The sequence below is a fragment of the Bacillus sp. 205(2023) genome, from assembly GCF_037027485.1.
Lineage (GTDB): Bacteria > Bacillota > Bacilli > Bacillales > Bacillaceae > Bacillus > Bacillus halotolerans.
In genome coordinates, this window is record NZ_JAXCHF010000001.1 from 586,192 (window position 1) to 608,324 (window position 22,133).

General features: G+C 43.0%; 27 protein-coding genes and 1 pseudogene. 8 read left to right on the plus strand and 20 right to left on the minus strand.

Annotated elements, in window-relative coordinates:
- Positions 1-51 precede the first annotated feature (51 nt).
- The 8 genes from WA325_RS02635 to WA325_RS02670 all read right to left on the minus strand — a co-directional run bounded on the left by WA325_RS02635 (position 52) and on the right by WA325_RS02670 (position 7,120).
- The gene (locus WA325_RS02635; RefSeq protein WP_336183176.1) at positions 52-585 is read right to left on the minus strand and encodes a phosphatidylglycerophosphatase A family protein; all 534 of its coding nucleotides are present in this window, start codon (positions 583-585) and stop codon (positions 52-54) included.
- 17 nt (positions 586-602) lie between these two features.
- On the minus strand, positions 603-1,217 hold the full coding sequence (locus WA325_RS02640; protein WP_059352470.1) for a YpjP family protein: 615 nt from the start codon (positions 1,215-1,217) through the stop codon (positions 603-605).
- A gap of 259 nt (positions 1,218-1,476) precedes the next feature.
- Positions 1,477-2,262: a class I SAM-dependent methyltransferase gene (locus tag WA325_RS02645; RefSeq protein ID WP_202852547.1), complete on the minus strand. Its 786-nt coding sequence runs from the start codon at positions 2,260-2,262 to the stop codon at positions 1,477-1,479.
- 39 nt (positions 2,263-2,301) lie between these two features.
- A complete protein-coding gene (brxA, locus tag WA325_RS02650) occupies positions 2,302-2,736 on the minus strand; it encodes a bacilliredoxin BrxA (RefSeq protein ID WP_202852548.1) in 435 nt (144 codons plus the stop codon).
- A 105-nt stretch (positions 2,737-2,841) separates the two neighbouring features.
- A complete protein-coding gene (ilvD, locus tag WA325_RS02655) occupies positions 2,842-4,518 on the minus strand; it encodes a dihydroxy-acid dehydratase (RefSeq protein ID WP_105991761.1) in 1,677 nt (558 codons plus the stop codon).
- 292 nt (positions 4,519-4,810) lie between these two features.
- Entirely contained in the window at positions 4,811-5,941 is a 1,131-nt protein-coding gene (locus tag WA325_RS02660; RefSeq protein WP_105991760.1) for a conserved virulence factor C family protein, read from the minus strand.
- 59 nt (positions 5,942-6,000) lie between these two features.
- Entirely contained in the window at positions 6,001-6,606 is a 606-nt protein-coding gene (locus WA325_RS02665; protein ID WP_202852597.1) for an HD domain-containing protein, read from the minus strand.
- A 31-nt stretch (positions 6,607-6,637) separates the two neighbouring features.
- A complete protein-coding gene (locus tag WA325_RS02670; protein ID WP_105954988.1) occupies positions 6,638-7,120 on the minus strand; it encodes a glutathione peroxidase in 483 nt (160 codons plus the stop codon).
- Between the two features lie 368 nt (positions 7,121-7,488).
- Between WA325_RS02670 and metA the strand changes: the two genes are divergently transcribed.
- The 4 genes and pseudogenes from metA (at position 7,489) to cspD (ending at position 10,219) form a co-directional block, all read left to right on the plus strand.
- Positions 7,489-8,394 (plus strand): homoserine O-acetyltransferase MetA, encoded by a 906-nt coding sequence (gene metA, locus WA325_RS02675; protein ID WP_024121799.1) that lies wholly within the window; start codon positions 7,489-7,491, stop codon positions 8,392-8,394.
- A 230-nt stretch (positions 8,395-8,624) separates the two neighbouring features.
- Positions 8,625-9,773 (plus strand): diglucosyl diacylglycerol synthase, encoded by a 1,149-nt coding sequence (locus WA325_RS02680; RefSeq protein ID WP_044155455.1) that lies wholly within the window; start codon positions 8,625-8,627, stop codon positions 9,771-9,773.
- Positions 9,774-9,875: 102 nt separating this feature from the next.
- Positions 9,876-10,003, plus strand: a pseudogene (locus tag WA325_RS02685) (hypothetical protein).
- A gap of 15 nt (positions 10,004-10,018) precedes the next feature.
- Positions 10,019-10,219: a cold-shock protein CspD gene (gene cspD / locus WA325_RS02690; RefSeq protein ID WP_003153604.1), complete on the plus strand. Its 201-nt coding sequence runs from the start codon at positions 10,019-10,021 to the stop codon at positions 10,217-10,219.
- Positions 10,220-10,262: 43 nt separating this feature from the next.
- On the opposite strand, the gene degR is transcribed toward cspD, so the two are convergent.
- Positions 10,263-10,445 (minus strand): transcriptional regulator DegR, encoded by a 183-nt coding sequence (degR, locus tag WA325_RS02695; protein WP_010334663.1) that lies wholly within the window; start codon positions 10,443-10,445, stop codon positions 10,263-10,265.
- Between the two features lie 156 nt (positions 10,446-10,601).
- On the opposite strand from degR, the gene WA325_RS02700 reads away from it, so the two are divergent.
- On the plus strand, positions 10,602-10,871 hold the full coding sequence (locus WA325_RS02700) for a DUF2564 family protein (protein ID WP_024121801.1): 270 nt from the start codon (positions 10,602-10,604) through the stop codon (positions 10,869-10,871).
- A 26-nt stretch (positions 10,872-10,897) separates the two neighbouring features.
- On the opposite strand, the gene WA325_RS02705 is transcribed toward WA325_RS02700, so the two are convergent.
- Together WA325_RS02705 and WA325_RS02710 are read right to left on the minus strand one after the other, a co-directional pair.
- Complete coding sequence (locus WA325_RS02705) at positions 10,898-11,080, minus strand: zinc-finger domain-containing protein (protein ID WP_024121802.1); 183 nt, start codon at positions 11,078-11,080, stop codon at positions 10,898-10,900.
- Positions 11,073-11,753, minus strand: a complete 681-nt coding sequence (locus tag WA325_RS02710; protein ID WP_336183177.1) for a ribonuclease H family protein — start codon at positions 11,751-11,753, stop codon at positions 11,073-11,075. Before WA325_RS02710 ends, WA325_RS02705 begins: the two co-directional genes overlap by 8 nt.
- An 82-nt stretch (positions 11,754-11,835) precedes the next feature.
- On the opposite strand from WA325_RS02710, the gene WA325_RS02715 reads away from it, so the two are divergent.
- Genes WA325_RS02715 through sspL form a run of 3 tightly spaced genes read left to right on the plus strand, consistent with a single transcriptional unit; the run spans position 11,836 to position 13,084 of the window.
- Positions 11,836-12,525 (plus strand): queuosine precursor transporter, encoded by a 690-nt coding sequence (locus WA325_RS02715; protein WP_024121804.1) that lies wholly within the window; start codon positions 11,836-11,838, stop codon positions 12,523-12,525.
- Complete coding sequence (locus WA325_RS02720; protein ID WP_024121805.1) at positions 12,525-12,923, plus strand: reverse transcriptase-like protein; 399 nt, start codon at positions 12,525-12,527, stop codon at positions 12,921-12,923. Before WA325_RS02715 ends, WA325_RS02720 begins: the two co-directional genes overlap by 1 nt.
- Before the next feature lie 32 nt (positions 12,924-12,955).
- On the plus strand, positions 12,956-13,084 hold the full coding sequence (sspL, locus tag WA325_RS02725; protein ID WP_010334670.1) for a small, acid-soluble spore protein L: 129 nt from the start codon (positions 12,956-12,958) through the stop codon (positions 13,082-13,084).
- Between the two features lie 8 nt (positions 13,085-13,092).
- On the opposite strand, the gene WA325_RS02730 is transcribed toward sspL, so the two are convergent.
- The 9 genes from WA325_RS02730 to xpt form a co-directional block, all read right to left on the minus strand.
- The gene (locus tag WA325_RS02730; protein ID WP_105954984.1) at positions 13,093-13,980 is read right to left on the minus strand and encodes a 5'-3' exonuclease; all 888 of its coding nucleotides are present in this window, start codon (positions 13,978-13,980) and stop codon (positions 13,093-13,095) included.
- 98 nt (positions 13,981-14,078) lie between these two features.
- The gene (locus tag WA325_RS02735) at positions 14,079-14,225 is read right to left on the minus strand and encodes a hypothetical protein (protein WP_003230761.1); all 147 of its coding nucleotides are present in this window, start codon (positions 14,223-14,225) and stop codon (positions 14,079-14,081) included.
- A 74-nt stretch (positions 14,226-14,299) separates the two neighbouring features.
- A complete protein-coding gene (locus WA325_RS02740) occupies positions 14,300-14,557 on the minus strand; it encodes a YpbS family protein (protein ID WP_044155446.1) in 258 nt (85 codons plus the stop codon).
- A gap of 63 nt (positions 14,558-14,620) precedes the next feature.
- Complete coding sequence (locus WA325_RS02745) at positions 14,621-18,202, minus strand: dynamin family protein (RefSeq protein WP_336183178.1); 3,582 nt, start codon at positions 18,200-18,202, stop codon at positions 14,621-14,623.
- Positions 18,203-18,380: 178 nt separating this feature from the next.
- Positions 18,381-18,470, minus strand: coding sequence for a Fur-regulated basic protein FbpC (fbpC, locus tag WA325_RS02750; protein ID WP_100069434.1), 90 nt, complete (start codon positions 18,468-18,470; stop codon positions 18,381-18,383).
- Between the two features lie 70 nt (positions 18,471-18,540).
- A complete protein-coding gene (locus WA325_RS02755) occupies positions 18,541-19,047 on the minus strand; it encodes an isoprenylcysteine carboxyl methyltransferase family protein (RefSeq protein WP_105991758.1) in 507 nt (168 codons plus the stop codon).
- Positions 19,048-19,050: 3 nt separating this feature from the next.
- On the minus strand, positions 19,051-20,148 hold the full coding sequence (locus tag WA325_RS02760; RefSeq protein ID WP_336183179.1) for a type III polyketide synthase: 1,098 nt from the start codon (positions 20,146-20,148) through the stop codon (positions 19,051-19,053).
- Positions 20,149-20,221: 73 nt separating this feature from the next.
- On the minus strand, positions 20,222-21,538 hold the full coding sequence (gene pbuX, locus WA325_RS02765; RefSeq protein ID WP_105991756.1) for a xanthine permease PbuX: 1,317 nt from the start codon (positions 21,536-21,538) through the stop codon (positions 20,222-20,224).
- Positions 21,535-22,119 carry a xanthine phosphoribosyltransferase gene (xpt, locus tag WA325_RS02770; protein ID WP_105954979.1) on the minus strand — a complete coding sequence of 195 codons (585 nt, stop codon included), beginning with the start codon at positions 22,117-22,119 and terminating at the stop codon, positions 21,535-21,537. The genes pbuX and xpt overlap by 4 nt, the downstream gene beginning before the upstream one ends.
- Positions 22,120-22,133: the final 14 nt, after the last annotated feature.

The window sequence follows — 22,133 nt, forward strand, 5'->3', positions numbered from 1 at the left end:
GTAACACAATAAAAAATCATTTCTGAACCCAGAAATGATTTTTTTTATAAGTCAGCTGACAACAGGCTTTTCGTCCTGTTCTTTTTCTTCATCTTGCAGATCCTGATGCGTATGGGCAATTCTGCTCGCTGCTGCGGCTGCAAGTGCTGCCACAATATCATCCAAAAACGTATGGATGCCGTCAGGGCTTTCATCGAGCTCCTTAATAATTCCGATCTTCTCTTTATCCAAATAACCAAAGTTGGTCAAGCCGATCGAACCGTACACATTAACGATTGAAAGAGGGATAATTTCATCTATGCCGTACAGCGGTTCATCTGTTTCAACAAGATGCTGCAGCGGTTCAGGAAGTAGTTTCTGCTCTGCAAGCTGATCAAGCGCCAGCCCGGTTAAAACAGCATGGATAATTTCACGCTTGTTCAGTACTTTTTCTACATTCTCCATACATACACTAAGCGGGAGATTTGGATTGTATTTTTCCTGAAGTTTTTGAACAATACGCGCAATATCTTCTATCATAACGCCCCGTTTGTTCAGCATATCTTTTGTTATATAGACCATTTCATTCATTGTGTACTTTTTCATATCTAATGGCATCTCCTTTAGGCACTCATCCAGTTGGGAGGTGTGTTGCGGTCCCAATAAATGCTCCCAAGCTCATGGTGTGATTGAAATCCATCTTCTGCTGTATGATAATGAAAATTAAACCAGTAGCCGTCATGCGGAGGGTGATCTCTGCGCACATGGAACCTGAGGAGGTCTTCTCCGGTTGTCCGATTAAAAACGTGAAAGATTTTCTCCGTTTTCCCCGCTGAAGGCTTGCTTGAAATCACAACATCTTGATACGCTTCGTCATCTTGTAATGTCGCTAAAAAGTCACATATGACGTTTTCGATTTTCGGCAGAATCTCTTTCCGATAGTCATCTTCAATGACCGGAGCAATTTTGCTGCCAAATTTCAAAAAAGACTGATTTTCAGCGCTGTCAAGGAGCTGTTCCTTGTACGATTGAAAAAGTAATTCGGGGTCTCGCCTGTCTTCCGATTCATAATCATCGTACAAATCATGCTCATCATAAAAAGCGGTGTAATCATTCTGCTCAAGACTGCTCGGCTGTCCTGAAGGCTTGTCTGCCATGAGAGCAGCCGGAGGAGATACGAGCCCGAACGTTACGATGGTAAATAAAACCACAAGGGTCTTTCTCATCCACAATTTCATGACTGCTTATTCCTCTCTATTTTATTGTCATGTTTCTCTTATTTTATCATAGGTCGAACTTACAAGTCATGTACTATATGAAGCTCTAAGTCAATTTAGGAGATTTGTTGCTTTGCTGCGTGTGTAAAAACGCTTACAATATAATATGAAAGGAGGCCTTCCTCATGATTGACGCTTTGTTTGCAACGGTTTCACTTTTAACATTATTATACTTTGTCGTCATGGAAGTCACCGATTAGAAACAAGCCCGTGAGGTTCTTCACGGGCTTGTTTCGCTTGCGATTTGAATAACACCGTAGTGAAAAAGCGCTGTTTTTCTTTTCAATACGTTAAAACCAAATTGGTCAAAGCGCGGGCTTTTCCAATGGTCTTTGAGTACCACGCTTTTTCTGGCTGCCCGCACCGCTTCTTTGATGCAGCCGTCAGCCAATGCAGAATCCTCAGCCAGATCTCGTAATGGCGCGATGCCATCAGACGACTCTACAGGCTCATGAAACATCGGATCAAAATAAATGACATCTACTGATTTGTCAGGCAGCCGCTTTAGATAGTCAAAGCAATCCGCATGATTCACTTGTATTCTTCTCATGGCAGCTTGAAGCTGTTCTATACCGGTTTCCCATGAATGGAGTCCCGTCTTCACCAGAACGGACACAAGCTTGTTTTTTTCCAGCCCGATCACCGACCCGGTTTCGCCAACCGCCATACTTGCGATAATAGCGTCGGAAGCCAGACCGAGCGTGCAATCCAAAAAAGAATCTCCGGCCGTTAAGCCGGCTGCCCGAAGCATTGGCTCTTGCTCGCCGCGCATAAACCGTTTAGCTCTGAACATCGCTGTATTCGGATGAAAAAAGAATTTACCGCCTTGTTTTGTATAAAGTTCGAACCGCTCTTTTCCAATCACGAGCAAATCACGCTCAGCTGACTTCAGCATATTTTCAACCGTTTGTTTATTTCGGTCGCAATATTGTATACCCAGCTCTTCCGAAAGCATTTTTGCGGTCTTTATCGTGTGGTCAGACGGTCTATAGCTTGTTGTAATCATGATCTATACTCCAAAAGAAAATGCCCGGAAAACGGGCATTTAGCAGTGTGCATCAAAGGCATCAGTTAAGTTTTTCATGATTTCTTCCATATCGTGCCCTTCAATCTCATGGCGCGGAATAAAATGCACGACTTCTTTGCCTTTCAAAAGAGCCATTGACGGTGAAGAAGGCTCCTGGCCTGTAAAATACTCCCGCATTTTTGCAGTGGCTTCTTTATCTTGGCCCGCAAATACTGTCACCGTATTGGCAGGTGTTTTGTCGTTCTGCAGGACTGCCTGAGTTGCCGCAGGACGCGCAAGACCAGCCGCACAGCCGCAAACAGAGTTAACGACTACGAGAGTTGTGCCCTCTGCCTTTTCCATAAAATTCTCCACTTCTTCTGCTGTTGTTAATTCTTTAAAACCGGCCCCAGTCAGCTCGCGGCGCATCGGAACGACAAGCTGGCGCATATATTCTTCATAAGCCATTGACATAAAAAAAGCCCCCTCTATTATCCTTCATCTGAAGTAAAGGATACTATAGAGAGAGCCGGATTTCAAATGTTCACGTCTTAAAACAAGAGAATGTGATCCTGATGTCTAGATTTTCATGATACCGCCCGTATTGGCACTTGTCACAAGTTTAGAATAACGGGCTAAATAGCCGGTTTTCACTTTTGGCTCAAAGCCTTTCCAATTCGCTTTCCGTTTTTCCCATTCTTCTTCCGGCACTTGAACGTCCAGGATGCGTTTTTCAATATCAACGATGATATGATCGCCGTTTTCAACAAAGGCAAGCGGTCCGCCTTCTGCTGCCTCTGGTGATACGTGTCCGATTGAAAGGCCTCGTGATGCTCCGGAAAAACGTCCGTCTGTAATCAGCGCTACTTTCGGACCAAGCCCCATTCCGACAATCTGTGATGTAGGTGCAAGCATTTCAGGCATACCCGGCCCGCCCTTTGGCCCTTCGTAACGAATGATGACGACATCGCCTTCTTTTACTTTCCGGTTGATAATGCCGTCTAGCGCCTCATCCTGAGAGTCGAATACGACAGCCGGCCCTTCGTGTCTCGTAATTCCGTTCTGTACGCCGCCGGTTTTGATGATAGCGCCGTCCGGAGCCAGATTTCCGAATAATACGGCAAGACCGCCCTTTTCAGTGAATGGCTGATCTAACGGATGAATCACGTTATGATCCTTCACTTCATGTCCGGCAATGGTTTCTCCAAGCGTCTCACCTGTAACTGTCAGCGCGTCCAAATGAAGTGCTCCTTCTTTTTTGGAAAGCTCATTCAATGCTGCAGACACACCGCCCGCTTCATGAAGATCTTCAATAAATACATCAGATGCAGGCGCCAGCTTAGCCAAATGCGGCACGCGCTCTGCGACTTCATTGATGCGTTCTAAAGAGTATTCAACGCCAGCTTCATTTGCAAGGGCAAGCGTATGAAGTACAGTATTTGTTGAACCGCCGAGCGCCATATCAAGCGCAAACGCGTTATCAATCGCTTTTACTGTAACGATATCTCTCGGTTTGATGTCTTTGCGAATGGTTTCCATTAATTGCGCAGCTGATTTTCTGACAAACTCTTTTCGTTCCGGTGATGTCGCGAGAATGGTTCCATTACCAGGCAAAGCCAATCCAAGTGCTTCTGACAGACAGTTCATTGAGTTTGCTGTAAACATTCCCGAGCAAGATCCGCATGTCGGGCAGCCGAACTGTTCTAATTCTTGAAGTTCGCTTTCGCCGATTTTTCCAGCTTGATAAGCACCGACTCCCTCAAATACTGAAGAAAGAGAGATTTTGCGGCCGTCGCTTGTTCTTCCTGCCGCCATCGGTCCTCCGCTGACAAAAATGGTCGGAATGTTGATGCGCATAGCCGCCATAAGCATTCCCGGCGTGATTTTATCACAGTTCGGAATACAGACCATTCCGTCAAACCAGTGCGCTGATACGACAGTTTCCACTGAGTCCGCGATGATCTCACGGCTCGGGAGCGAATATCTCATTCCGATATGCCCCATCGCTATTCCGTCATCTACACCGATTGTATTGAATTCAAACGGTACGCCTCCGGCTTCTCTGATTGCTTCTTTTACGATTTTCCCAAACTCCTGCAAGTGAACATGACCGGGAACGATATCAATATATGAGTTACAAACCGCAATAAACGGTTTGCCAAAATCCTCTTCTTTTACACCTGCTGCGCGAAGCAAACTGCGGTGCGGTGCTCTATCGATTCCTTGTGTGATCATGTTACTGCGTAATTCTGCCATGGTGATCCTCCTAAATAGTCTCAATTGTTAGATTGAATTTTATTTTAACAATTTTCAGTTTATTTGTGGGGCGTTTTTGCTAAATCGCATAATTTCAGGCCGCCCTTTCCTCGGTTGTTTGATTCATGTTTTTATATTTATATAGCTTTCTGTCGATGTGAACCCTCCAACTATTAATATTGTTACTTACTATATATAGTTTTTGATTATTTTTCAACAATATTCGAAATAATTTTTATAAAAAGTGAATTCAAATAAAAAAGGTGCATGATCTGCACCTTCATCTTCTTTTTTATTCGCCTTTTTTTCTGCTCTCTGTCATTTGTTTCCAGACTGAACCTTTTGCCTCTTCCCCATGTTCGATTCGTTCCAGCGCCATTTTCACTTGAAGGCTGACTTCGAATTCCGGATCATCTTCAGCAGCCCGCAAAGCTTCTATGGCACTTTCATCACCAACTTCGTAAAGGAACATAGCGGCGCGCCAGCGGACCAGCTTGCTTGAGTCGCTTAACGATTTTATCATCGCAGGGATGGCTTGAGGGTCGCCGATATCAGACAGGCAGTCTCCAGCCGTCCTTCTCACCGATACAGACTTATCCTCAAGCGCCTTATACAATAGAGGAAGAACATCAGGTGATTCAATCATTCCCAAATACACAACAGCCTGTCTTCTGATGGACACCTTCGGATCATCCAATGCTTTTTGCAAAACGGGGATGTCCTCTTCTTTCGGATCCATCTGCTCCAAGTGTGCGTACCGCTGCTTCCAATCCTCATCATCCAGCATGTCAAGCGTTACTTTATATGCTTTGCGCTGTGCTGTTTGTTTCGTTTCGCCTTTACCTTGGGCCGCTGCTTCCGTTAGCCGTTTCAGCCTTTCATCACTGTAAGCGGCCTGAAGCTCTTCTGTCACGTCATGGCCGATTTCAGTAAAATCGCCGAATCTGACGCCTTGTTCTTTCCAAGCTCGTTCAAACACAACATTTGACGCTTCAGATCTGAGTTTTAAGATCGCCTGCTGAAAACGGTCAGGAAGCCCGAACCGCTCTTCACGCTCACCATCTGTCAATTTGACTTGCATAGGAATTCCGCTGAACATCTGCACAAAAACTTTCACTTCTCCAAATGACTCCTGATCCGAGCGGTTTTCTGCACTCTCAGCGCTCTCCATTCCAAATGCCGTCCGGACTTGCGGTAAAATGTCTTTCCAGTCATATCTGGCGTTCCGTTCAACCGCAAGAAAGTCGGCAACGTGATATACCCCTTTAACTCCTTCAATATTTAGGATTTCCACGACAACAGGCGGGGCGCCTTCTGCCTGATCCGGTTTATAATTATTGCTTTTGCCCGCCGGAAGCTCTTCCGTTAAGATGACCTTCATTGTATTCGGGCTTGGCGTCGGTTCAATTGATTTTATCTTCATGATTGTCCTCCTATAGCCTATCTGTGACTTATTCTAACATAGTCGCCCCGCGCCTTCTATTACGATGTTTCAATATCAATTCCGGGAATTTCTTTTCCTAATTGACTGACAAAATGAAGCATAAATTTATGCCTCTCGTCAGCCACTTCTCTTGCGGCATCTGTATTCATCATATCTTTTAGGAGCAGCAGCTTGCTGAAAAAGTGGGCATAGGCACTCTTATCATTTCCATAAAGGCTATGTCCCTTTGCTCCCGCAAACATAAACGTCCGTGCTATACCAACTGCGCCGATTGCATCCAGCCTGTCAGCATCCTGTACGATTTTCCCCTCAAGTGAAAGCGGTTCTTTTCCGAGCTTTTCCCTGTCCCGAAAGGACATTCTAGTAATAATGTGAATAATTCTTTCAGCCTCATCTTTTCCGGCTCCTAAAGAAACCAGCTGCTCGTCCACCTCGCTGACTGAAAGCCTGATTGCGTCAGGCAGCTTCACATCAATCAAATCATGAACCAAGGCTGCCGCTTCAACGACGAACAAATCCGCATTTTCCTTTTTTCCAATATATAAAGCAAGCTCTGCAACTCTTGACACATGAAGCCAATCATGGCCCGTGCTTTCACCGCTCAGAACAGATTTGACCCATGTCCTGATTTGCTCTGTCTGCATCAGTTTTCGATCCCGCACCAAAACACCCTCTTTATTGTCCTAATAACTTCGCAATAACGTCTTCCAGTTCTTTCGGGTTTGTGTTTGGTGAATAGCGGCCGGCTATTTCTCCGTTTCTGTCCACTACAAATTTAGTGAAATTCCATTTGATTGCCTTTGTTCCAAGCATGCCTTTCGCATTGTCTGTCAAATACGCAAAAAGCGGGTGGGCATTTTTTCCGTTCACCTCGACTTTTGAAAACATGGGAAACGTCACACCGTAATTAGTTTTGCAAAATTCCTGTATGCCTTCCTCGTCGTCAGGCTCTTGATTCATAAATTGATTGCAGGGAAACCCTAAAATCTCCAGGCCCTCCGGCTGGTATGTATCATACAACTCCTGAAGCTGCTTAAATTGAGGAGTAAAACCGCATTTACTGGCTGTGTTAACAATCAACAACACCTTTCCGGCAAATGGCTGAAGTGTCATGTCTTTGCCTGTAATGGTGCGGACCCTCATATTGTATATAGACATTGAAATTCCCTCCTAATGAACCTGAGTGCTGTGATTATTTTACCTTTTTTCCTGTTTCAAAACAAAACGGAAGCTCTAGGTTTATCAATTGGCCAGCTGTTCATTTGTACAGACATCGTGTTCAACGGATGTTCTTCCCTCATTAATCATTTTTCTATGAACAGAAACATCTCTTGAGAAGGTGCTATTATTCTATTTATTGCATGACACCTGGAAAACTCATTACAGTGAAACCAAAAGTCATGTGTTTGCGTTTATTATATAGTATTTTCTGCTGTTCCCCTTCAAACCCTTATAGATAGATTGAAAATTGGCGGGAAAATTCCTATAATGAAGAAAATTAACGGGGAAATGATGGAGGTGGCACGTTGCCTATTAATATACCTACACACCTGCCGGCAAAACAGGTGCTTGAGAGTGAACATATCTTTGTAATGGATGAAAGCAGAGCATTTCATCAGGATATCCGGCCGCAGAAAATTATTATTTTAAATTTAATGCCGAAAAAAATCCAAACGGAAACTCAGCTGCTCAGACTGCTTGGGAATTCGCCTTTGCAGGTTCATTTTACATTTTTAATCCCAAGCACTCATACACCGAAAAATACAGCAAGGGAACACCTTGATGAGTTTTATACGACATTCTCCAATATCCGTCATAAGAAATTTGACGGCATGATCATCACCGGTGCGCCGATCGAGCATTTGGCGTTTGAAGATGTTTCTTATTGGGAAGAGCTCAAAGAGATTATGGAATGGAGCAAAACGAATGTCACGTCAACCTTGCATATTTGCTGGGGTGCTCAGGCAGGTTTGTATTATCATTACGGCGTGGAAAAAACTGAAATGCCGAAAAAAATCTTTGGTGTGTTTGAACATACTGTTCTTTCCAAGCACGAAAGATTGGTAAGAGGTTTTGACGAGCTATACTACGTGCCGCATTCCCGGCATACAGATATAAATATGGAACAACTGCAAGCAGTGCCCGAGTTAAACATTCTTACTGCATCAAAGGAAGCTGGGGTTTGCTTAATTGTGTCAAAAGACGAAAAACAAGTCTTTTTAACAGGACACCCTGAATATGATACAAATACGCTGCTTCAAGAGTATGAAAGAGATCTGGAACGAAACCTTTCGACTGTCGAGGCGCCGAAACATTATTTCGCAGAAGACAGCAAAGAACCTGTCAATCGCTGGAAAGCACATGCGACATTATTGTTTATGAACTGGCTTAATTATTATGTTTACCAAGAAACTCCTTATGAATGGGACTAATTTTTCTTTTTAAAGTGATACGCTGAGCAAAAAATATGATAAAATACATCTGATTCAGTATGCGTATAACAAAAATTAAAAATACTGGAATCCGAATCTTTTAAAATTAGCTTAATTTTTTCACTGCATTAATAATTCGATTATGTATTTGTGTTATGTTTATGTATAGACAATAACTCCTTACGATGCATGAAGCTTGCTTGTTGTTGATTACATTGAGGTGAATTTACTTGAATACCAATAAAAGAGTATTAATTTTGACTGCAAATTACGGAAATGGACATGTACAGGTAGCCAAAACGCTTTATGAACAATGTGTACGTCTCGGCTTTCAGCATGTAACAGTTTCTAATTTGTATCAAGAGTCAAATCCGATTGTTTCAGAGGTAACTCAGTACCTTTATTTAAAAAGCTTCTCAATCGGAAAACAGTTTTATCGTTTGTTTTATTACGGAGTTGACAAAATCTATAATAAACGTAAATTTAATATTTACTTTAAAATGGGAAATAAACGATTGGGCGAACTTGTCGATGAACATCAGCCCGACATCATTATTAATACATTTCCGATGATCGTCGTACCCGAATACAGACGGAGAACAGGAAGAGTTATTCCTACCTTCAACGTCATGACTGATTTTTGTCTTCATAAAATTTGGGTTCACGAAAATGTGGATAAATATTATGTGGCGACAGATTATGTGAAGGAAAAACTGATTGAGATCGGGACCCATCCCAGCAACGTGAAAATTACGGGAATTCCGATCAGGCCTCAATTTGAAGAATCGCTGCCGGTTGAGCCGATTTATAAAAAGTACGACCTTTCGCCTGACAAAAAAGTGCTGCTCATCATGGCTGGCGCACACGGTGTATTAAAGAACGTAAAAGAGCTGTGCGAAAACCTTGTTATGGATGATCAGGTGCAAGTGGTGGTCGTATGCGGAAAAAATACGGCTTTAAAAGAATCCTTGAGCATACTTGAAGCAGAAAACGGCGATAACTTAAAGGTTCTCGGCTATGTAGAGCGAATTGACGAGCTCTTCCGGGTCACAGATTGCATGATTACAAAACCAGGCGGCATTACTTTGACAGAAGCCACTGCTATCGGCGTGCCTGTCATTCTGTACAAACCAGTGCCCGGACAAGAAAAAGAAAATGCAAATTTCTTTGAGGACCGCGGAGCTGCCATTGTCGTGAACCGGCATGAAGAGATTCTCGAGTCTGTCACCTCCCTTCTTTCAGATGAAGATACCTTACAGCGAATGAAGAAAAACATTAAGAGTCTTCATTTGGCACACTCCTCTGAAGTGATTTTGGAGGATATTTTGAAGGAATCAGAAATGATGACAACCAAACAAAAAGCCAAGGCGCTTTCTTAACTGATGTTCTTGCAGGAGCACACGAAAAATCGTGTGCTCTTTTTATTCGCATTCATCTTTTCGTAAAAGCGGTTACATTTTTTTGAGAAACTTGCCCTTTTTTTGAAAAATAAGCAGTTTCGCAACTTGACGCGTGCTGCCAGATGGTGTATAGTTGAACCATCATTTAACAACGAAACGAAGTTAAATGGTACAAAATTTTTTTTAGCACATGGGTGCTACAGTACTAGGAGGAATTAAGCAATATGCAAAACGGTAAAGTAAAATGGTTCAACAACGAAAAAGGATTCGGCTTCATTGAAGTTGAAGGCGGAGACGATGTATTTGTTCACTTCACAGCTATCGAAGGAGAAGGATACAAATCATTAGAAGAAGGACAAGAAGTTTCTTTTGAAATTGTCGAAGGTAATCGTGGACCTCAAGCTTCTAATGTTGTAAAACTCTAAACTCAATATAAGTTGACAAATAGAGGAGAGGCAAATGCCTCTCCTATTTGATTTTCATCTGAATTTCGATCGCTAAAATGTTTTGTTTGCACCTCTGCTCAATCTCTTCAATATGCTTTTCCATTGACGGCTTTCCTTTTTTCGCAATATCCGCAAGTTCTTCTAAATCATTGTATATTTCTATAAATGTTTTGTGAAGGATCGATTTTAAGTCTTTATCATCCATAGCTGTGCTCCCCTTCTCTACCAAGATACCTCAAATAGTAAAACAGACCTACTCATTCAGGTTCAATAGTTATATCGGCTTATTTTTTATTTTATTTTCTATTTTGGCACATAAATTTAAAAAAACTCTGCAAAATAGTTGCGGAGGTGTTTTTTTGTGAACTCAGAATTTCATGAAGAGGATCAGACTGGATTTACCGATAAACGGCAGCTAGAGCTAGCGGTGGAAACAGCGCAGAAAACGACCGGCGCCGCCACAAGAGGCCGAAGCTCAACATTACTCAATTCCGCATACCAAGCCATCGAGGACGCGAGAGAGCTTTCACTGTCTCAAGAACTGGCAGCTCTTGATGATCCTGAATTTGTACAGCAGCAACAGCAGCTGTTAGATGCCTGCCAGCATCAGCTGGATGAATTTAAAAAATAAAACCGCAGAAGCTGCGGTTTTATTTTTTAGTGCTTGGTTAAGACATCCCCATATGATTTAAGCTTTTCACCCACTGTACATTTATTGATACAAAATGAATGTGCATATGTTTTGCCAAATTCCTTGCGAAACTGCTTCTTAATAAAACAGTCTTTGCAATATTCATCTTGCAGTTCTGTCAGTTCCTTATATATAGCTTTCTTATCCAATATTGTCATCTCCGTTACAGTCTAATTTCATGTGGCTTTCTACGAATTGATGAGATAGGATTTTTTTTGCGAGGCCATCAGCTTCCTGATTTTCTTTTCGCTGTATCGTTTCGTATGTCGGACTCAGCTTTAATGACTCAAGAAGCGCTTCTATTTTTTCCAGCCATTCATTATGGGAGGGATCATAGCAAGGCCAGCTGCCATCAAGCTGATTCAGCACAACAAGAGAGTCCCCTCTGATCGTGATTGAATTTCTGCTAGCTCCGAGCTCTCTTACTTCTCTTATCGCTTCATAAAGAGCGGCATATTCAGCTTCGTTATTGGTTTTCAGACGGAAGCTTTTATTTTTTCTTAAGCGGTGGCGCGTCCCTCCCAATGTATAATAAATGACGATTCCGAGCCCGGCCAGCTGGCTTTCCTTATCGAAACTGCCGTCAAAATAAACGGTAATGTCATCAGGTTCATGCGCAAGCTCCTCAGTCAGCTTTTCTAATTCCTTCAGCGTCCAGACGCCGCCCTTCTCATCTTCGAATTCAAGTTCCTTCATATAAGGAAAACGGCCGAGTTCCCTCGCGAGCATACGTGCTTCCTGAACAGTCAGCCAGTTTTCGCCCAAAAACGAGACAGGCCCTGTCCCTTTTGCTTCTATTTTCATGTGCGGTCTGAGATTCAATATAATCACCTTACCATTCATTAGTTGCCGGGCTTGTGCTATAATCAAACCATTCTTAACCCGGAAAGGAAGCTTCTTCATTTTGTTTAATAACTCTTTTTGGATCTTTTTTGCGATCATTCATTTTATCATTGTTCTTTTATTTTATAAAGGATTTGGCAAAATGGGTTTATTTGTGTGGATCGGCTTTGCAACAGTCTGTGCCAACCTTCAAGTCGTCAAAACGGTTGAACTGTTTGGCTTAACAGCAACGCTCGGGAATGTGATGTACGGCACAATCTTTTTTGCTACAGATGTGCTGAATGAAAAATATGGGCCAGCTGAAGCGAGAAAAGCTGTATGGCTCGGGTTTTCGACTCTCCTGACACTGACTTTTGTTATGCAGGGCGTTCTGCTTTTCGAACCCGCTTCCAGCGATATTTCACAAACAGCGCTGGAAACGATTTTCGGTTTTCTCCCGAGAGTTGCTTTGGGAAGTCTGCTTGCCTTTATCTTCAGCCAAACACTGGATGTTTATGTATATTCGGCAATTAGAAGGATATTTCCTTCCGATCGGCTTCTATGGCTGAGAAACGGCGGCAGTACAGCAGTCAGCCAGCTGTTTGATACATTCATTTTTACCGGAGTCGCTTTTTTCGGCACATATCCGGCGGATGTTTGGCTTCATATTTTTATTTCTACATATTTGATTAAGTTTGCGGTATCTCTGATTTCGCTGCCATATGCTTATGCGGCGAAAAAAATGATTCCGAGTGACGAAAGGAGTACATGATGCCTACAGAAATATATGTTGACGGAGCGAGCGCCGGTAATCCAGGGCCTTCCGGCATCGGCATTTTTATCAAACATGAAGGAAAAGCAGAATCTTTCTCGATTCCAATCGGAATGCATACCAATCAGGAAGCGGAATTTTTGGCGTTAATTGAAGGCATGAAACTGTGTGCAGCGCGCGGGTATCAATCGGTCTCCTTTCGAACTGACTCGGATATCGTGGAACGCGCAGCCGATCTTGAAATCGTGAAAAATAAAGCGTTTCAGTCATTTGTCGAAGAAATCATCCGATTAAAAATGGCCTTCCCTCTTTTTTTCATCAAATGGATTCCGGGAAAGCAAAACCAAAAAGCCGACCAGCTGGCAAAAGAAGCGATTCGGATGAATGATAAGAATTAGAATGGTTCATGCTATTGATGAGGTGAACAAACATGAAAAAGAAAGATAAGGGCCGGCTGACCGGCGGTGTTTCCCCGCAAGGCGATTTAGAAGGAAATACACATAATGACCCTAAAACAGAGCTTGAGGAAAGAGCTAAAAAAAGCAATACAAAACGCTAGAGAAGATCTTAAACGATCTCTCTAGCGTTCAGTTTTTCAAGCATACGCTCTATTCCTTTGATCTGATGGCGGCGAAGCATGACAGCCGCCTGCTCCATTTTCAATGTAAAAACGGCTTCTGTCAGCGTACAGGCTAACGGCACAGAGCAGTTAATCTCAGCAAGCTTCCTCGAAATTTCCAGGTCGCTTAAACCTTGCTGAATTTTCCCCTGCTGTCCCTTTGGAAGAAGAGACAGATTCTCCAACAAGCGGTCAATTGTTTCGTATTCACGAATCAGTTTATACGCGGTTTTTTCTCCAATGCCTTTTACTCCGGGATAATTATCACTGGAATCGCCCATCAGCGCCTTGATGTCAATTAAAGCCTTGGGCAGGACACCTGTTTCTTCGTAAAATACATCTTTTGTATACATTTTATAATTGCCGATTCCTTTTTGAAGCAGCGCAACGCTTACTTCGTCCGTTAACAGCTGAAGTAAATCCCTGTCGCCTGTTACGATCGTAATATCCGTTTCTTCAGAAAACAAAGCTGCAAGTGTTCCAATACAATCATCCGCTTCGTACCCGGTAAGGCCAATATTCATGATACCAAGTTCAGCAGCCGCTTCCTTTGCCAGATCAAATTGCGGGATCAGCTCAACCGGCGGCTGGCTTCGGTTCGCCTTATAATCCTGAAACAGATCATTCCGGTACGTTTTGCTGCCCATGTCCCAGCAGCATACAACATGTGTAGGCTGAAATGTTTCCACGGCTGTGATTAAATGCTTCAAAAATCCGTTAACGCCGTTTGTCGGAACCCCGCTGTCATTTATCATAAAGTTGCGATGCACGGCTGTGGCGAAAAATGCCCTGAATAATAGAGCCATGCCGTCAACAAGCAATAATTTGTTTTTCATATGATAACTCCTTTTTCTATCAGTCGATCTATTTTACCATAAGTGCCGCGAAAATAAAAAACAGCATCTCTGTATAGAGATACTGTTTTGCGGTTAAATTAATCGTTGTGTCTTTTATTGCTGGCAATCAGCTTTTCAGCTTCGCGTCCTGCGTAAGAGTCGAAATGGGTTTGAAACCCGTTTTTCTTTTTGGCATTGTTATTGGCCTGTGCATTTCTGTTACCCAGCTTTGTTCTGCCCAACATAAATCCCCCCTTACGTCGGATACATATAGTATGCGCGTAACGGAGGATCTGCACTCGAGGCAGGATCATCCAGCTTATGTGCGGCTGACGTATTCTTTGACCATTTCTTTTGATACCAGACGTCTAGTCGGTACGATGCCTTTCTTGGCCAGCTGATTCATCTTTTCTGTAATTTCATTAATGGCATCTGTTGAAAATGGCTCATCGTTTTTGCATTTCGCAACAGCTTCTTCAATCGCCATTTCACGAAGGTGTTCAAGCTGCATAAATGTTTTAATATGCTCGTGCTGTTTTGCAGAATGTGCAGAAATTGCTTTATGTACCTCTGACATCAATCGTTCATCTCGCTTTTTCTATTTAGTCTATCATGACTTGAAATGCAAGCCAACTAATTTTTACATTTTGATTGTATCGCCTGTTCTCTGCCAAGAAATACATGCTTGATATGCATTTTCTATCTCTTTCACATGTTCCCCTTCTGCGTATCCTTCTACATACGTATCTCTTTGGCCCTCTATTTGCGCCAATGCTTTTTCCGCCATTCCATACTGCTGGTGTCTGACATATTCAGCATAATGAGATATAAGGCTTTCTTCTTCACTTTTAATCCAGGCCTCCGTTATTTTCATAAGCTTCGTCCGCACTGCTTCAATGAAGCCTGCTTTTCCTTTCTGTTCAAAAAACTGCTTCGGAGATTTGATTTGTTTTTGTTCCTGTTCAAAGGCACGTTCATCGATTTCAGGTTCAACTTCTTTGAGCTGTATGCTGTTAGAAAGCTGATCATCCGCATAAATGGAGAAATATCCGTCTTCTTCCAATGTTTTTTGACAGCTTTCCAGCCACTCTTCAGTGATATGCCGTTCGATGAAACCGCTCATTCGAATGTCGAGCGTTTTGATCTCCTGAATATATTCAAATTGATAATCATGTAATGCGCTTTTCATCGCCGCACTGATATTCTTTTTCCAATCTCCATTTTGAAGACCCGGATGAAACGCTGATTTTAACAAATCATTCGCAAAAAAGGACAAACGCTGTGTAATGTGATAAAGCTGCTCCCTTGTATCCTTTTTTACTTTCTCAATAATGGTTTCTGAATTGCGGCGTTCCTTGATATCTGCAGCTGCCCGCTCAAACGATAACAGAAGGCGCTGTTTTTGCGCTTCCTTTTCTTCTTTGGACTGATGCTGAGATTGATGAAGCTGTAAGACCGTCTCACATAGTTTGTCTGCTTCTGAGCTAAGCTGTGCCGCAGCCGCTTTCTTTACATCGACCTCAATAAACTGGTCTAAATGTGCTCTTGCTTTTGAGAACTGATTATGATACGTTTCCGGTTTTCCTAAGAGCTCTTCTTTACTTGACACGTAAAAGAGCTGCGGATCATGAATTCCTTCTTTTAAAAGCTCTGATCTGACATAATCCGTGACCGTTTCGAGCTCTGCTTTATCTTTCGCAAGATCAGCTGCATTAATGACAAAAAACATTTTATCCATGCTGAGCGATTCTTTCACGAGTCCCAGCTTCCGTAAAAAAGAGCGGTCTCCTTTCGAGAAAGAATGCTGATAGTAGGTCATGTAAAAAAACGCATCGGCATCCTTGATATATTGAAACGCAAGTTCTGTATGCCGTTTATTCAGACTGCTGGCTCCAGGTGTATCAACGATCGTAATCCCTTTTTCAGTCAGCGGGCTTTTATAATAAACAGTCACTTCCTTTACAGCACAAGCCGTTGTCTCCTCAGCTACATACGGTTTTAATTCGGAGAGCGGAATCGTTAATATCTTTTGGGCCTGAATATATTGCTGATATTTTTCATATGCAAGCAGGAAATGACTGATCATGTTGATTTGTTCTTCTTGCAGACGCTCTTTTTTGATTGCCTTTTTCCATTTATCCGCAAATGACCGTCCTTGTGGTTCCTCTTGCATTCCTGTGAGCTGCATGATTTCAGCTGTTATGTCATCCTCCGTCTTAAACATGACATCCGCTGTTTTGTGGGATTTGCCGTTTACCGGTTTCGTTATTTTGTTAATCGTTGCTGTTGTCGGTGTCGGTGATGACGGCAGCACTCTTTCACCAACCAGCGCATTGGCAAATGAGGATTTTCCTGAACTGAATCCGCCAAATAGAGCAAGTGTAAATTTTCGGTCTTCCAGCCTTTTAATCCTTTCACGAAAAGCTGAGGTTTGTTTGGACAGCATACGATATCCGCCCAATAGATCAGACAGTGTGTAAAAGCGTTTTATCTGATCTTGAAGCGGCAGCTCTTTCCCGCTTTTCACTTCTGTTTTTAGCGTCTGCTGCTTTGTATGCTGTGCTTGGCTTTGTTTCTGTTCTGGAGCCTCGACCTTTTTTTTCTTCGTTCTAAACCAGTCCGAATCTATGTTTATTGAGCTTGCAGACTTCTCTTCCCAGATCACCCACATCCGGTCGGCTTTCTCACGGGCATGTTGTTCATGGCTGGCCTGTTCCTGAAGATAGGCCAGCTTTTCCGATTCCTGCGCGAGCCGGCCAGTGATCGATTCCTGTACTATAGAAGTACTCTCTTTTACCGTGGCGGTAAGTGTTTTGATGATGTCTGACGCTTCAGCTTTCGCCTCTTTACGGATCAGCTCTGCCAAATCTTTTGTATATTGCAAGACATATTCAGAAGAAAATGCTGCACCTTGCTTGACTGCGCGTTCAATGATATCAATATGAAGCCGCGTGCGATAAGCCTGGATCAGCTTTTCACTTTCAGCTGATTGAATACCAAATCCCTTGGCGAGTTTATGCAAAATATCAATGATATGCCAATCCGCTTCAGCTTCCGTTCTTTTTTTCACATCAGAGAAAAACTCATTTCTCCTTTTTTCTCTTTCCTGTGCAGTCTTTGCTTTAGAAAAGAAAAAACCGGTCTTAAAAGAGGGCTCACGTGATTCTAAGTAAGCTGCTGCCAGTTCACGCATTTCAAAAGGCGTCAAATTAGCGTTTTTTAAAATTTGATTGATTTCCTCCTGCATCGTGCTTTCTGCCTCAATCGGTTTATTTGCTGCTTCGGTTGATTGAAGCTGCAGGGAATCGACCAGACGTGCTTGCTTTTCAAGCTGTTCTCCAGAACTTGGACTGTCCGTATCCTCTTTCATGAGCATCTCTGTGTGCTCTCTCAGTAAATTCTGTACTTTTTGTTCAGTAATGGCATGCAAATTTCTTTTTGACTGCTCCTCGATTCTTTTTAACTCTTTTCGCAGGATACCGATTTGATTGAATGGGTGATTCGGTTCCGTCACCGACGTAAAAAAGAGTGCATCCTTCGGAATTCCTTCTTGACAAAGCATCTCCTCCACTTGCGCTTTGTAATCTTCAAAGCGTGTCTCAGTCTCATCATGTCTGTCAATTTGATTAACGATAAAATAGACATTCGGAATGCTGTCTTTGATTGACCTAAGAAACAGTACATTTTCCTCAGAGTGGACATGGTTATAGTGAACGACGTAAAACAGCGCATCTGCCTGGTGAAGAATAGATGCCGCCGATAAAAGATGAGCCTCATCTGTTGAGTCAATCCCGGGGGTATCAATATACGCAACTCCTGGTTCGATTTCAGTATACCGGTCAAAAATTTCTACGGTTTCAATCTGCTCCCCATCCTTGCAATATTGCTGCACCTTGTCTTTATGATAGGCACCCTCCAGCTCCGCACACGCTCCGTCTGTTGTATGAAGACGAACACGCTTTTCTCCGTTTCTGATCACAACAAGGTTAGCGCTGGTCGGAATTGGACTTGTCGGCAGAATATTCTCCATTAACAGGCAGTTCAGCAATGACGATTTCCCCGCTGAATAATGCCCTGTAAACGCGATATAAATTTCTTCATCTGCGGCTTTCTTAACAACTGAAGCCAGTTTAGCCGCCCTTTTTTCATCCTGGTTCTCAATCAATTGTTCATAAAGTGCCCCAGTTTTGTACAAAAGTTCTTGTCTGCTGCGTTCTGTCATAAGTCTGAACCCCTTTGTGCCGTTTCAATTATGAATCTTTTTTGAAAGATCTGAATAAATCCCACTTTCATTTTACACAAGAATGACCCAAATTTCTTTAAGAGAATAGAAAAAAGCTGCCGAAGACGGCAGCTTCTATAAAAGAAAATCTGCAACTTTTTTACAAGTTCCAGATTCTTTAAACAGATTTATTAGAGATTCCTTTCAATACAAAACCGATTAATACACTATATGTACAAACTGCCCCAAGCAAAAACAGCATTGTCATTTGCTTCACCATCCTGATTGAGAATCTTTTTCAAGTTCATTCTAACATGGATGAGAATGATATTCAATCTCTATTTTGCTGTATATTCTCGTAATGCTTGCTCCTCTGCACGTATTCTGACAGACAGCATAACGGCATTTAAAAGTGAAAACAGACACATGGTAAAGTACGCTTGATACAAGAGCGGAATCAGGATGATTTCTAATACGACAACCGTATAGTTTGGGTGCTTCAGCCATTTGTAAGGCCCTTTTTTGACAAGTTCAGCACCCGGAACAACAAGAATTTTTGTATTCCAGTATGCCCCCAAGGAACAAAGCGCCCAATATCGAATCGCCTGTACTGCCAATATAGCCGCTGCTATGCCTGACCACCAGTTTGAAGGCTGTTTGTGCAGCAGCAGTACTTCGGCAATTAAAGACAGAAAAAATAGAATGTGCATGGTGATGATATACGGATAATGACCCTCTCCGCACTCTATCGCACCTTGTTTTTTCACCTTTTGTTCGTTTCGTCTCGCTACAGCCATTTCCGCTACTCTTTGAGCAGTGAGCACAGTGATTAGCATCCAAAACATGAGTTATGCCCCCTTTTCCCAGCTGAACAGCAGCAATTCTGATGAAAATCCCGGCCCCAATGCACCGATCAGCCCCCGTTCTGCTTCGTTTTTGCTTCCGTTCTGCAGATGGTGGTCGATCACATACAGAATTGTGGCTGATGACATATTTCCGTGTTTTTTAAGGATAGTTTGCGAAGACGCAAGCTGCTCAGGTGACAGGTCAAGACATTTAATGTATGCATCAATGACTTTTTTTCCGCCTGGATGAGCCAGAAAGACCGTAATATCGCTGAATGAAAGCTGATGTCCATTCAAAAAAGCCTGGACATTTGTCTTCAGCCATTTTTCAACCAAAGTCGGAATATCCCTTGAAAAAATGACTTTGAAACCTTGATCGGTAAAGTCCCAGCCCATAACATCTTCAGATTGTTTCATCAATACAGATTGCGAATCCGATATATTCGGCAAAAGCTGCAGCTTTGTCAGCCGGCGGTCCGCCTTCTCCCCGCATAATAATGCCGCTGCAATGCCGTCGCCAAAAAGTGATGTGCCGATCAAATTGCTTTTCGTTTTATCTTCAGGCTGAAATGTCAGACTGCACAGCTCAGCAGCAATGACAAGTACAAAAGCCTCCGGATACGCTTTGCAGTACTCAGCAGCGCGCGCAAGCCCGCTCGCCCCTCCTGCACAGCCAAGTCCCCAAAGCGGAATTCGCTTCGTATAAGGAGAAAACGGGAGTTCATTCATCAGCCGCGCCTCAATGCTTGGTGTGGAAAGGCCCGTGCTGGAGACGAAAAAAACAGCATCCACTTTTTCATAAGGAATGGGTTCTTGAAGATAAGCTGCATTTGCGAGACACGTTTGAACAGCACTGACGCTATGTCTGAGTGTTTCCTCTATATAAATTTGATTTTTTTCTTCGAAGCTGTGCCCTTCTTTATACCATTCAATCGGTCTCACAAATTGTCTCGATTCAATTTGCCCGTTTTTAAAGGAGGTTAACAGCCGTTCTATATCTTTAAAGGAATGCTGAAACATATATCTGGCAAACTCCGCCGCCTTTTCTTGATCCACATCATTCTCAGGAAGACTTGTCCCGATCGACAAAACAAACGCCATATGATCACCTCTTAGCATACATTGTGCCGCAACTTTCTTTTTTATATGCAAAAAAACTCCGCCGAAGCGGAGTTTACACTGCTGTTTTTTGCTGATTGACATCAGCTTTCTGTTCTGTTTTTTCAGTTTTCGAAAACATATTATATATCATATTCAAGACAACAGCTGTAAAGCTGCCGGCAACAATGCCGTTTGTTGTAAGAAGCGTTAAGGCGCTTGGAAGCTGTTTAAATATGTCCGGCACAACTGTTACACCGAGCCCAAGCCCCACTGAGCAGGCAACGATCAGCAGATTTTCCTGCTTTGCAAAATCAATTCGGCTGAGCATTTTGACGCCATAAGCAATGACCATTCCAAACATGGCCACCATCGCTCCGCCTAACACGGCAGATGGAATGATGGTCGTAAAAGCAGCAATTTTGGGAAACAGGCCAAAAGCCATTAGAAGCACGCCTGTCGCCACAATCACTGTATTTTTCTTGATTCCTGTCAGCTGGACAAGACCGACGTTTTGAGAAAATGCAGTGTAAGGAAATGCGTTAAATATACCGCCCAGCAAAACAGCCAGTCCTTCTGCACGATATCCTCTGGATAAGTCCTTTTCTGACAGACGGCGGTTGGTCAGATCGCCTAAAGCAAAGTAAACGCCCGTTGACTCCACAAGGCTGACGATGGCAACGATGGACATTGTAATGATAGGGGCCGCATGAAAAGACGGTGTGCCGAAATAAAACGGCTGAATCATTTGTACAAAGGCAGCGTCTGAAACATGATCAAACTGAACTTTCCCCATAAAATACGCAATAAATGTCCCGATCAAAATACCGATCAAAATGGAGATGGACTTGATAAATCCTGTTGTAAAACGGTAGAGAAGCACGATGATGCTCAAAACGATAAAAGCCAGAGCGAGATTAGAAAGATCACCGAAGTCTGGACTGCCTTCCCCGCCGGCTATATTATTCATGGCCACCGGCATAAGCGTAATGCCAATGATGGTAACGACAGAACCTGTTACGACAGGCGGAAAAAACGAGACGAGTTTTCCAAAGAAAAAAGAAATGAGAATCACAAGAATACCTGAAGCGATAATACTTCCATAAACGGCGGAAACCCCATATTCGGAGCCTATCGCAATCATTGGTGACACAGCGGTAAATGTGCAGCCAAGCACAACTGGAAGCCCGATGCCGAAAAACCGATTGCTCCAAACTTGGAGAAGTGTAGCAACACCGCACATAAAAATATCAATCGACACCAAGTAGGTCAGCTGCTCCGCCGTCAGCCCCATCGCCTTCCCCACAATCAGGGGAACGACAATGGCGCCGGCGTACATGGCGAGTACATGCTGGATCCCTAGTGACAGCGTTTTGCCGAATCCGTTTTTCATGAACGAACCTCCTGTACAAAGGATACTTTTCCTTTTTCTAAAGATTCAATTCTTGCCAAAGATTCCACCCGATAGCCAAGCTTCACAAGTTCTTCTCTTCCCGGCTGAAAAGATTTCTCAATGACAATGCCAAGTCCCGCGACAGAAGCTCCAGCTTGCTGTACGATCGATACCAGCCCAAGTGCGGCTTGTCCATTTGCCAAAAAGTCATCAATAATCAAAACGCGGTCTTGATCTGACAGATGATTTCCTGATACTGCGATTTGGCTTTCTGTTCGCTTCGTAAAGGAATAAACAGACGATGTCAGCAAATTGTCAGTGAGCGTTAAAGACTTATGTTTTCTCGCGAATACGACTGGCACACCCATTTGTAAACCAGCCATTACGGCCGGAGCAATTCCGGATGATTCGATTGTAACAATTTTTGTTACTCCGTCTTTTTCAAATCTGGCGGCAAACTCGTCACCGATTTTCTTCATGAGCAGCGGATCAATTTGATGATTTAAAAAAGCATCCACTTTCAATACCTGATCTGATAAAACGACGCCCTCTTCCTCTATTTTTCGTTTCAGTGCTTCCATCCTGTCATACCTCC

What these genes read in the sequence shown, in the direction of transcription:
- WA325_RS02660 (WP_105991760.1), bottom strand. Translation starts at nt 5,941, where the DNA reads ATGAAGATAAAATCAATTGAACCGACGCCAAGCCCGAATACAATGAAG.
- WA325_RS02720 (WP_024121805.1), top strand. Translation starts at nt 12,525, where the DNA reads ATGCCTACAGAAATATATGTTGACGGAGCGAGCGCCGGTAATCCAGGG.
- fbpC (WP_100069434.1), bottom strand. Translation starts at nt 18,470, where the DNA reads ATGACAATGCTGTTTTTGCTTGGGGCAGTTTGTACATATAGTGTATTA.
- cspD (WP_003153604.1), top strand. Translation starts at nt 10,019, where the DNA reads ATGCAAAACGGTAAAGTAAAATGGTTCAACAACGAAAAAGGATTCGGC.
- WA325_RS02735 (WP_003230761.1), bottom strand. Translation starts at nt 14,225, where the DNA reads ATGTTGGGCAGAACAAAGCTGGGTAACAGAAATGCACAGGCCAATAAC.
- WA325_RS02640 (WP_059352470.1), bottom strand. Translation starts at nt 1,217, where the DNA reads ATGAAATTGTGGATGAGAAAGACCCTTGTGGTTTTATTTACCATCGTA.
- pbuX (WP_105991756.1), bottom strand. Translation starts at nt 21,538, where the DNA reads ATGAAAAACGGATTCGGCAAAACGCTGTCACTAGGGATCCAGCATGTA.
- WA325_RS02745 (WP_336183178.1), bottom strand. Translation starts at nt 18,202, where the DNA reads ATGACAGAACGCAGCAGACAAGAACTTTTGTACAAAACTGGGGCACTT.
- WA325_RS02740 (WP_044155446.1), bottom strand. Translation starts at nt 14,557, where the DNA reads ATGTCAGAGGTACATAAAGCAATTTCTGCACATTCTGCAAAACAGCAC.
- xpt (WP_105954979.1), bottom strand. Translation starts at nt 22,119, where the DNA reads ATGGAAGCACTGAAACGAAAAATAGAGGAAGAGGGCGTCGTTTTATCA.
- brxA (WP_202852548.1), bottom strand. Translation starts at nt 2,736, where the DNA reads ATGTCAATGGCTTATGAAGAATATATGCGCCAGCTTGTCGTTCCGATG.
- WA325_RS02670 (WP_105954988.1), bottom strand. Translation starts at nt 7,120, where the DNA reads ATGTCTATATACAATATGAGGGTCCGCACCATTACAGGCAAAGACATG.
- sspL (WP_010334670.1), top strand. Translation starts at nt 12,956, where the DNA reads ATGAAAAAGAAAGATAAGGGCCGGCTGACCGGCGGTGTTTCCCCGCAA.
- WA325_RS02760 (WP_336183179.1), bottom strand. Translation starts at nt 20,148, where the DNA reads ATGGCGTTTGTTTTGTCGATCGGGACAAGTCTTCCTGAGAATGATGTG.
- degR (WP_010334663.1), bottom strand. Translation starts at nt 10,445, where the DNA reads ATGGATGATAAAGACTTAAAATCGATCCTTCACAAAACATTTATAGAA.
- ilvD (WP_105991761.1), bottom strand. Translation starts at nt 4,518, where the DNA reads ATGGCAGAATTACGCAGTAACATGATCACACAAGGAATCGATAGAGCA.
- WA325_RS02665 (WP_202852597.1), bottom strand. Translation starts at nt 6,606, where the DNA reads ATGCAGACAGAGCAAATCAGGACATGGGTCAAATCTGTTCTGAGCGGT.
- WA325_RS02755 (WP_105991758.1), bottom strand. Translation starts at nt 19,047, where the DNA reads ATGTTTTGGATGCTAATCACTGTGCTCACTGCTCAAAGAGTAGCGGAA.
- WA325_RS02635 (WP_336183176.1), bottom strand. Translation starts at nt 585, where the DNA reads ATGAAAAAGTACACAATGAATGAAATGGTCTATATAACAAAAGATATG.
- WA325_RS02730 (WP_105954984.1), bottom strand. Translation starts at nt 13,980, where the DNA reads ATGAAAAACAAATTATTGCTTGTTGACGGCATGGCTCTATTATTCAGG.
- WA325_RS02645 (WP_202852547.1), bottom strand. Translation starts at nt 2,262, where the DNA reads ATGATTACAACAAGCTATAGACCGTCTGACCACACGATAAAGACCGCA.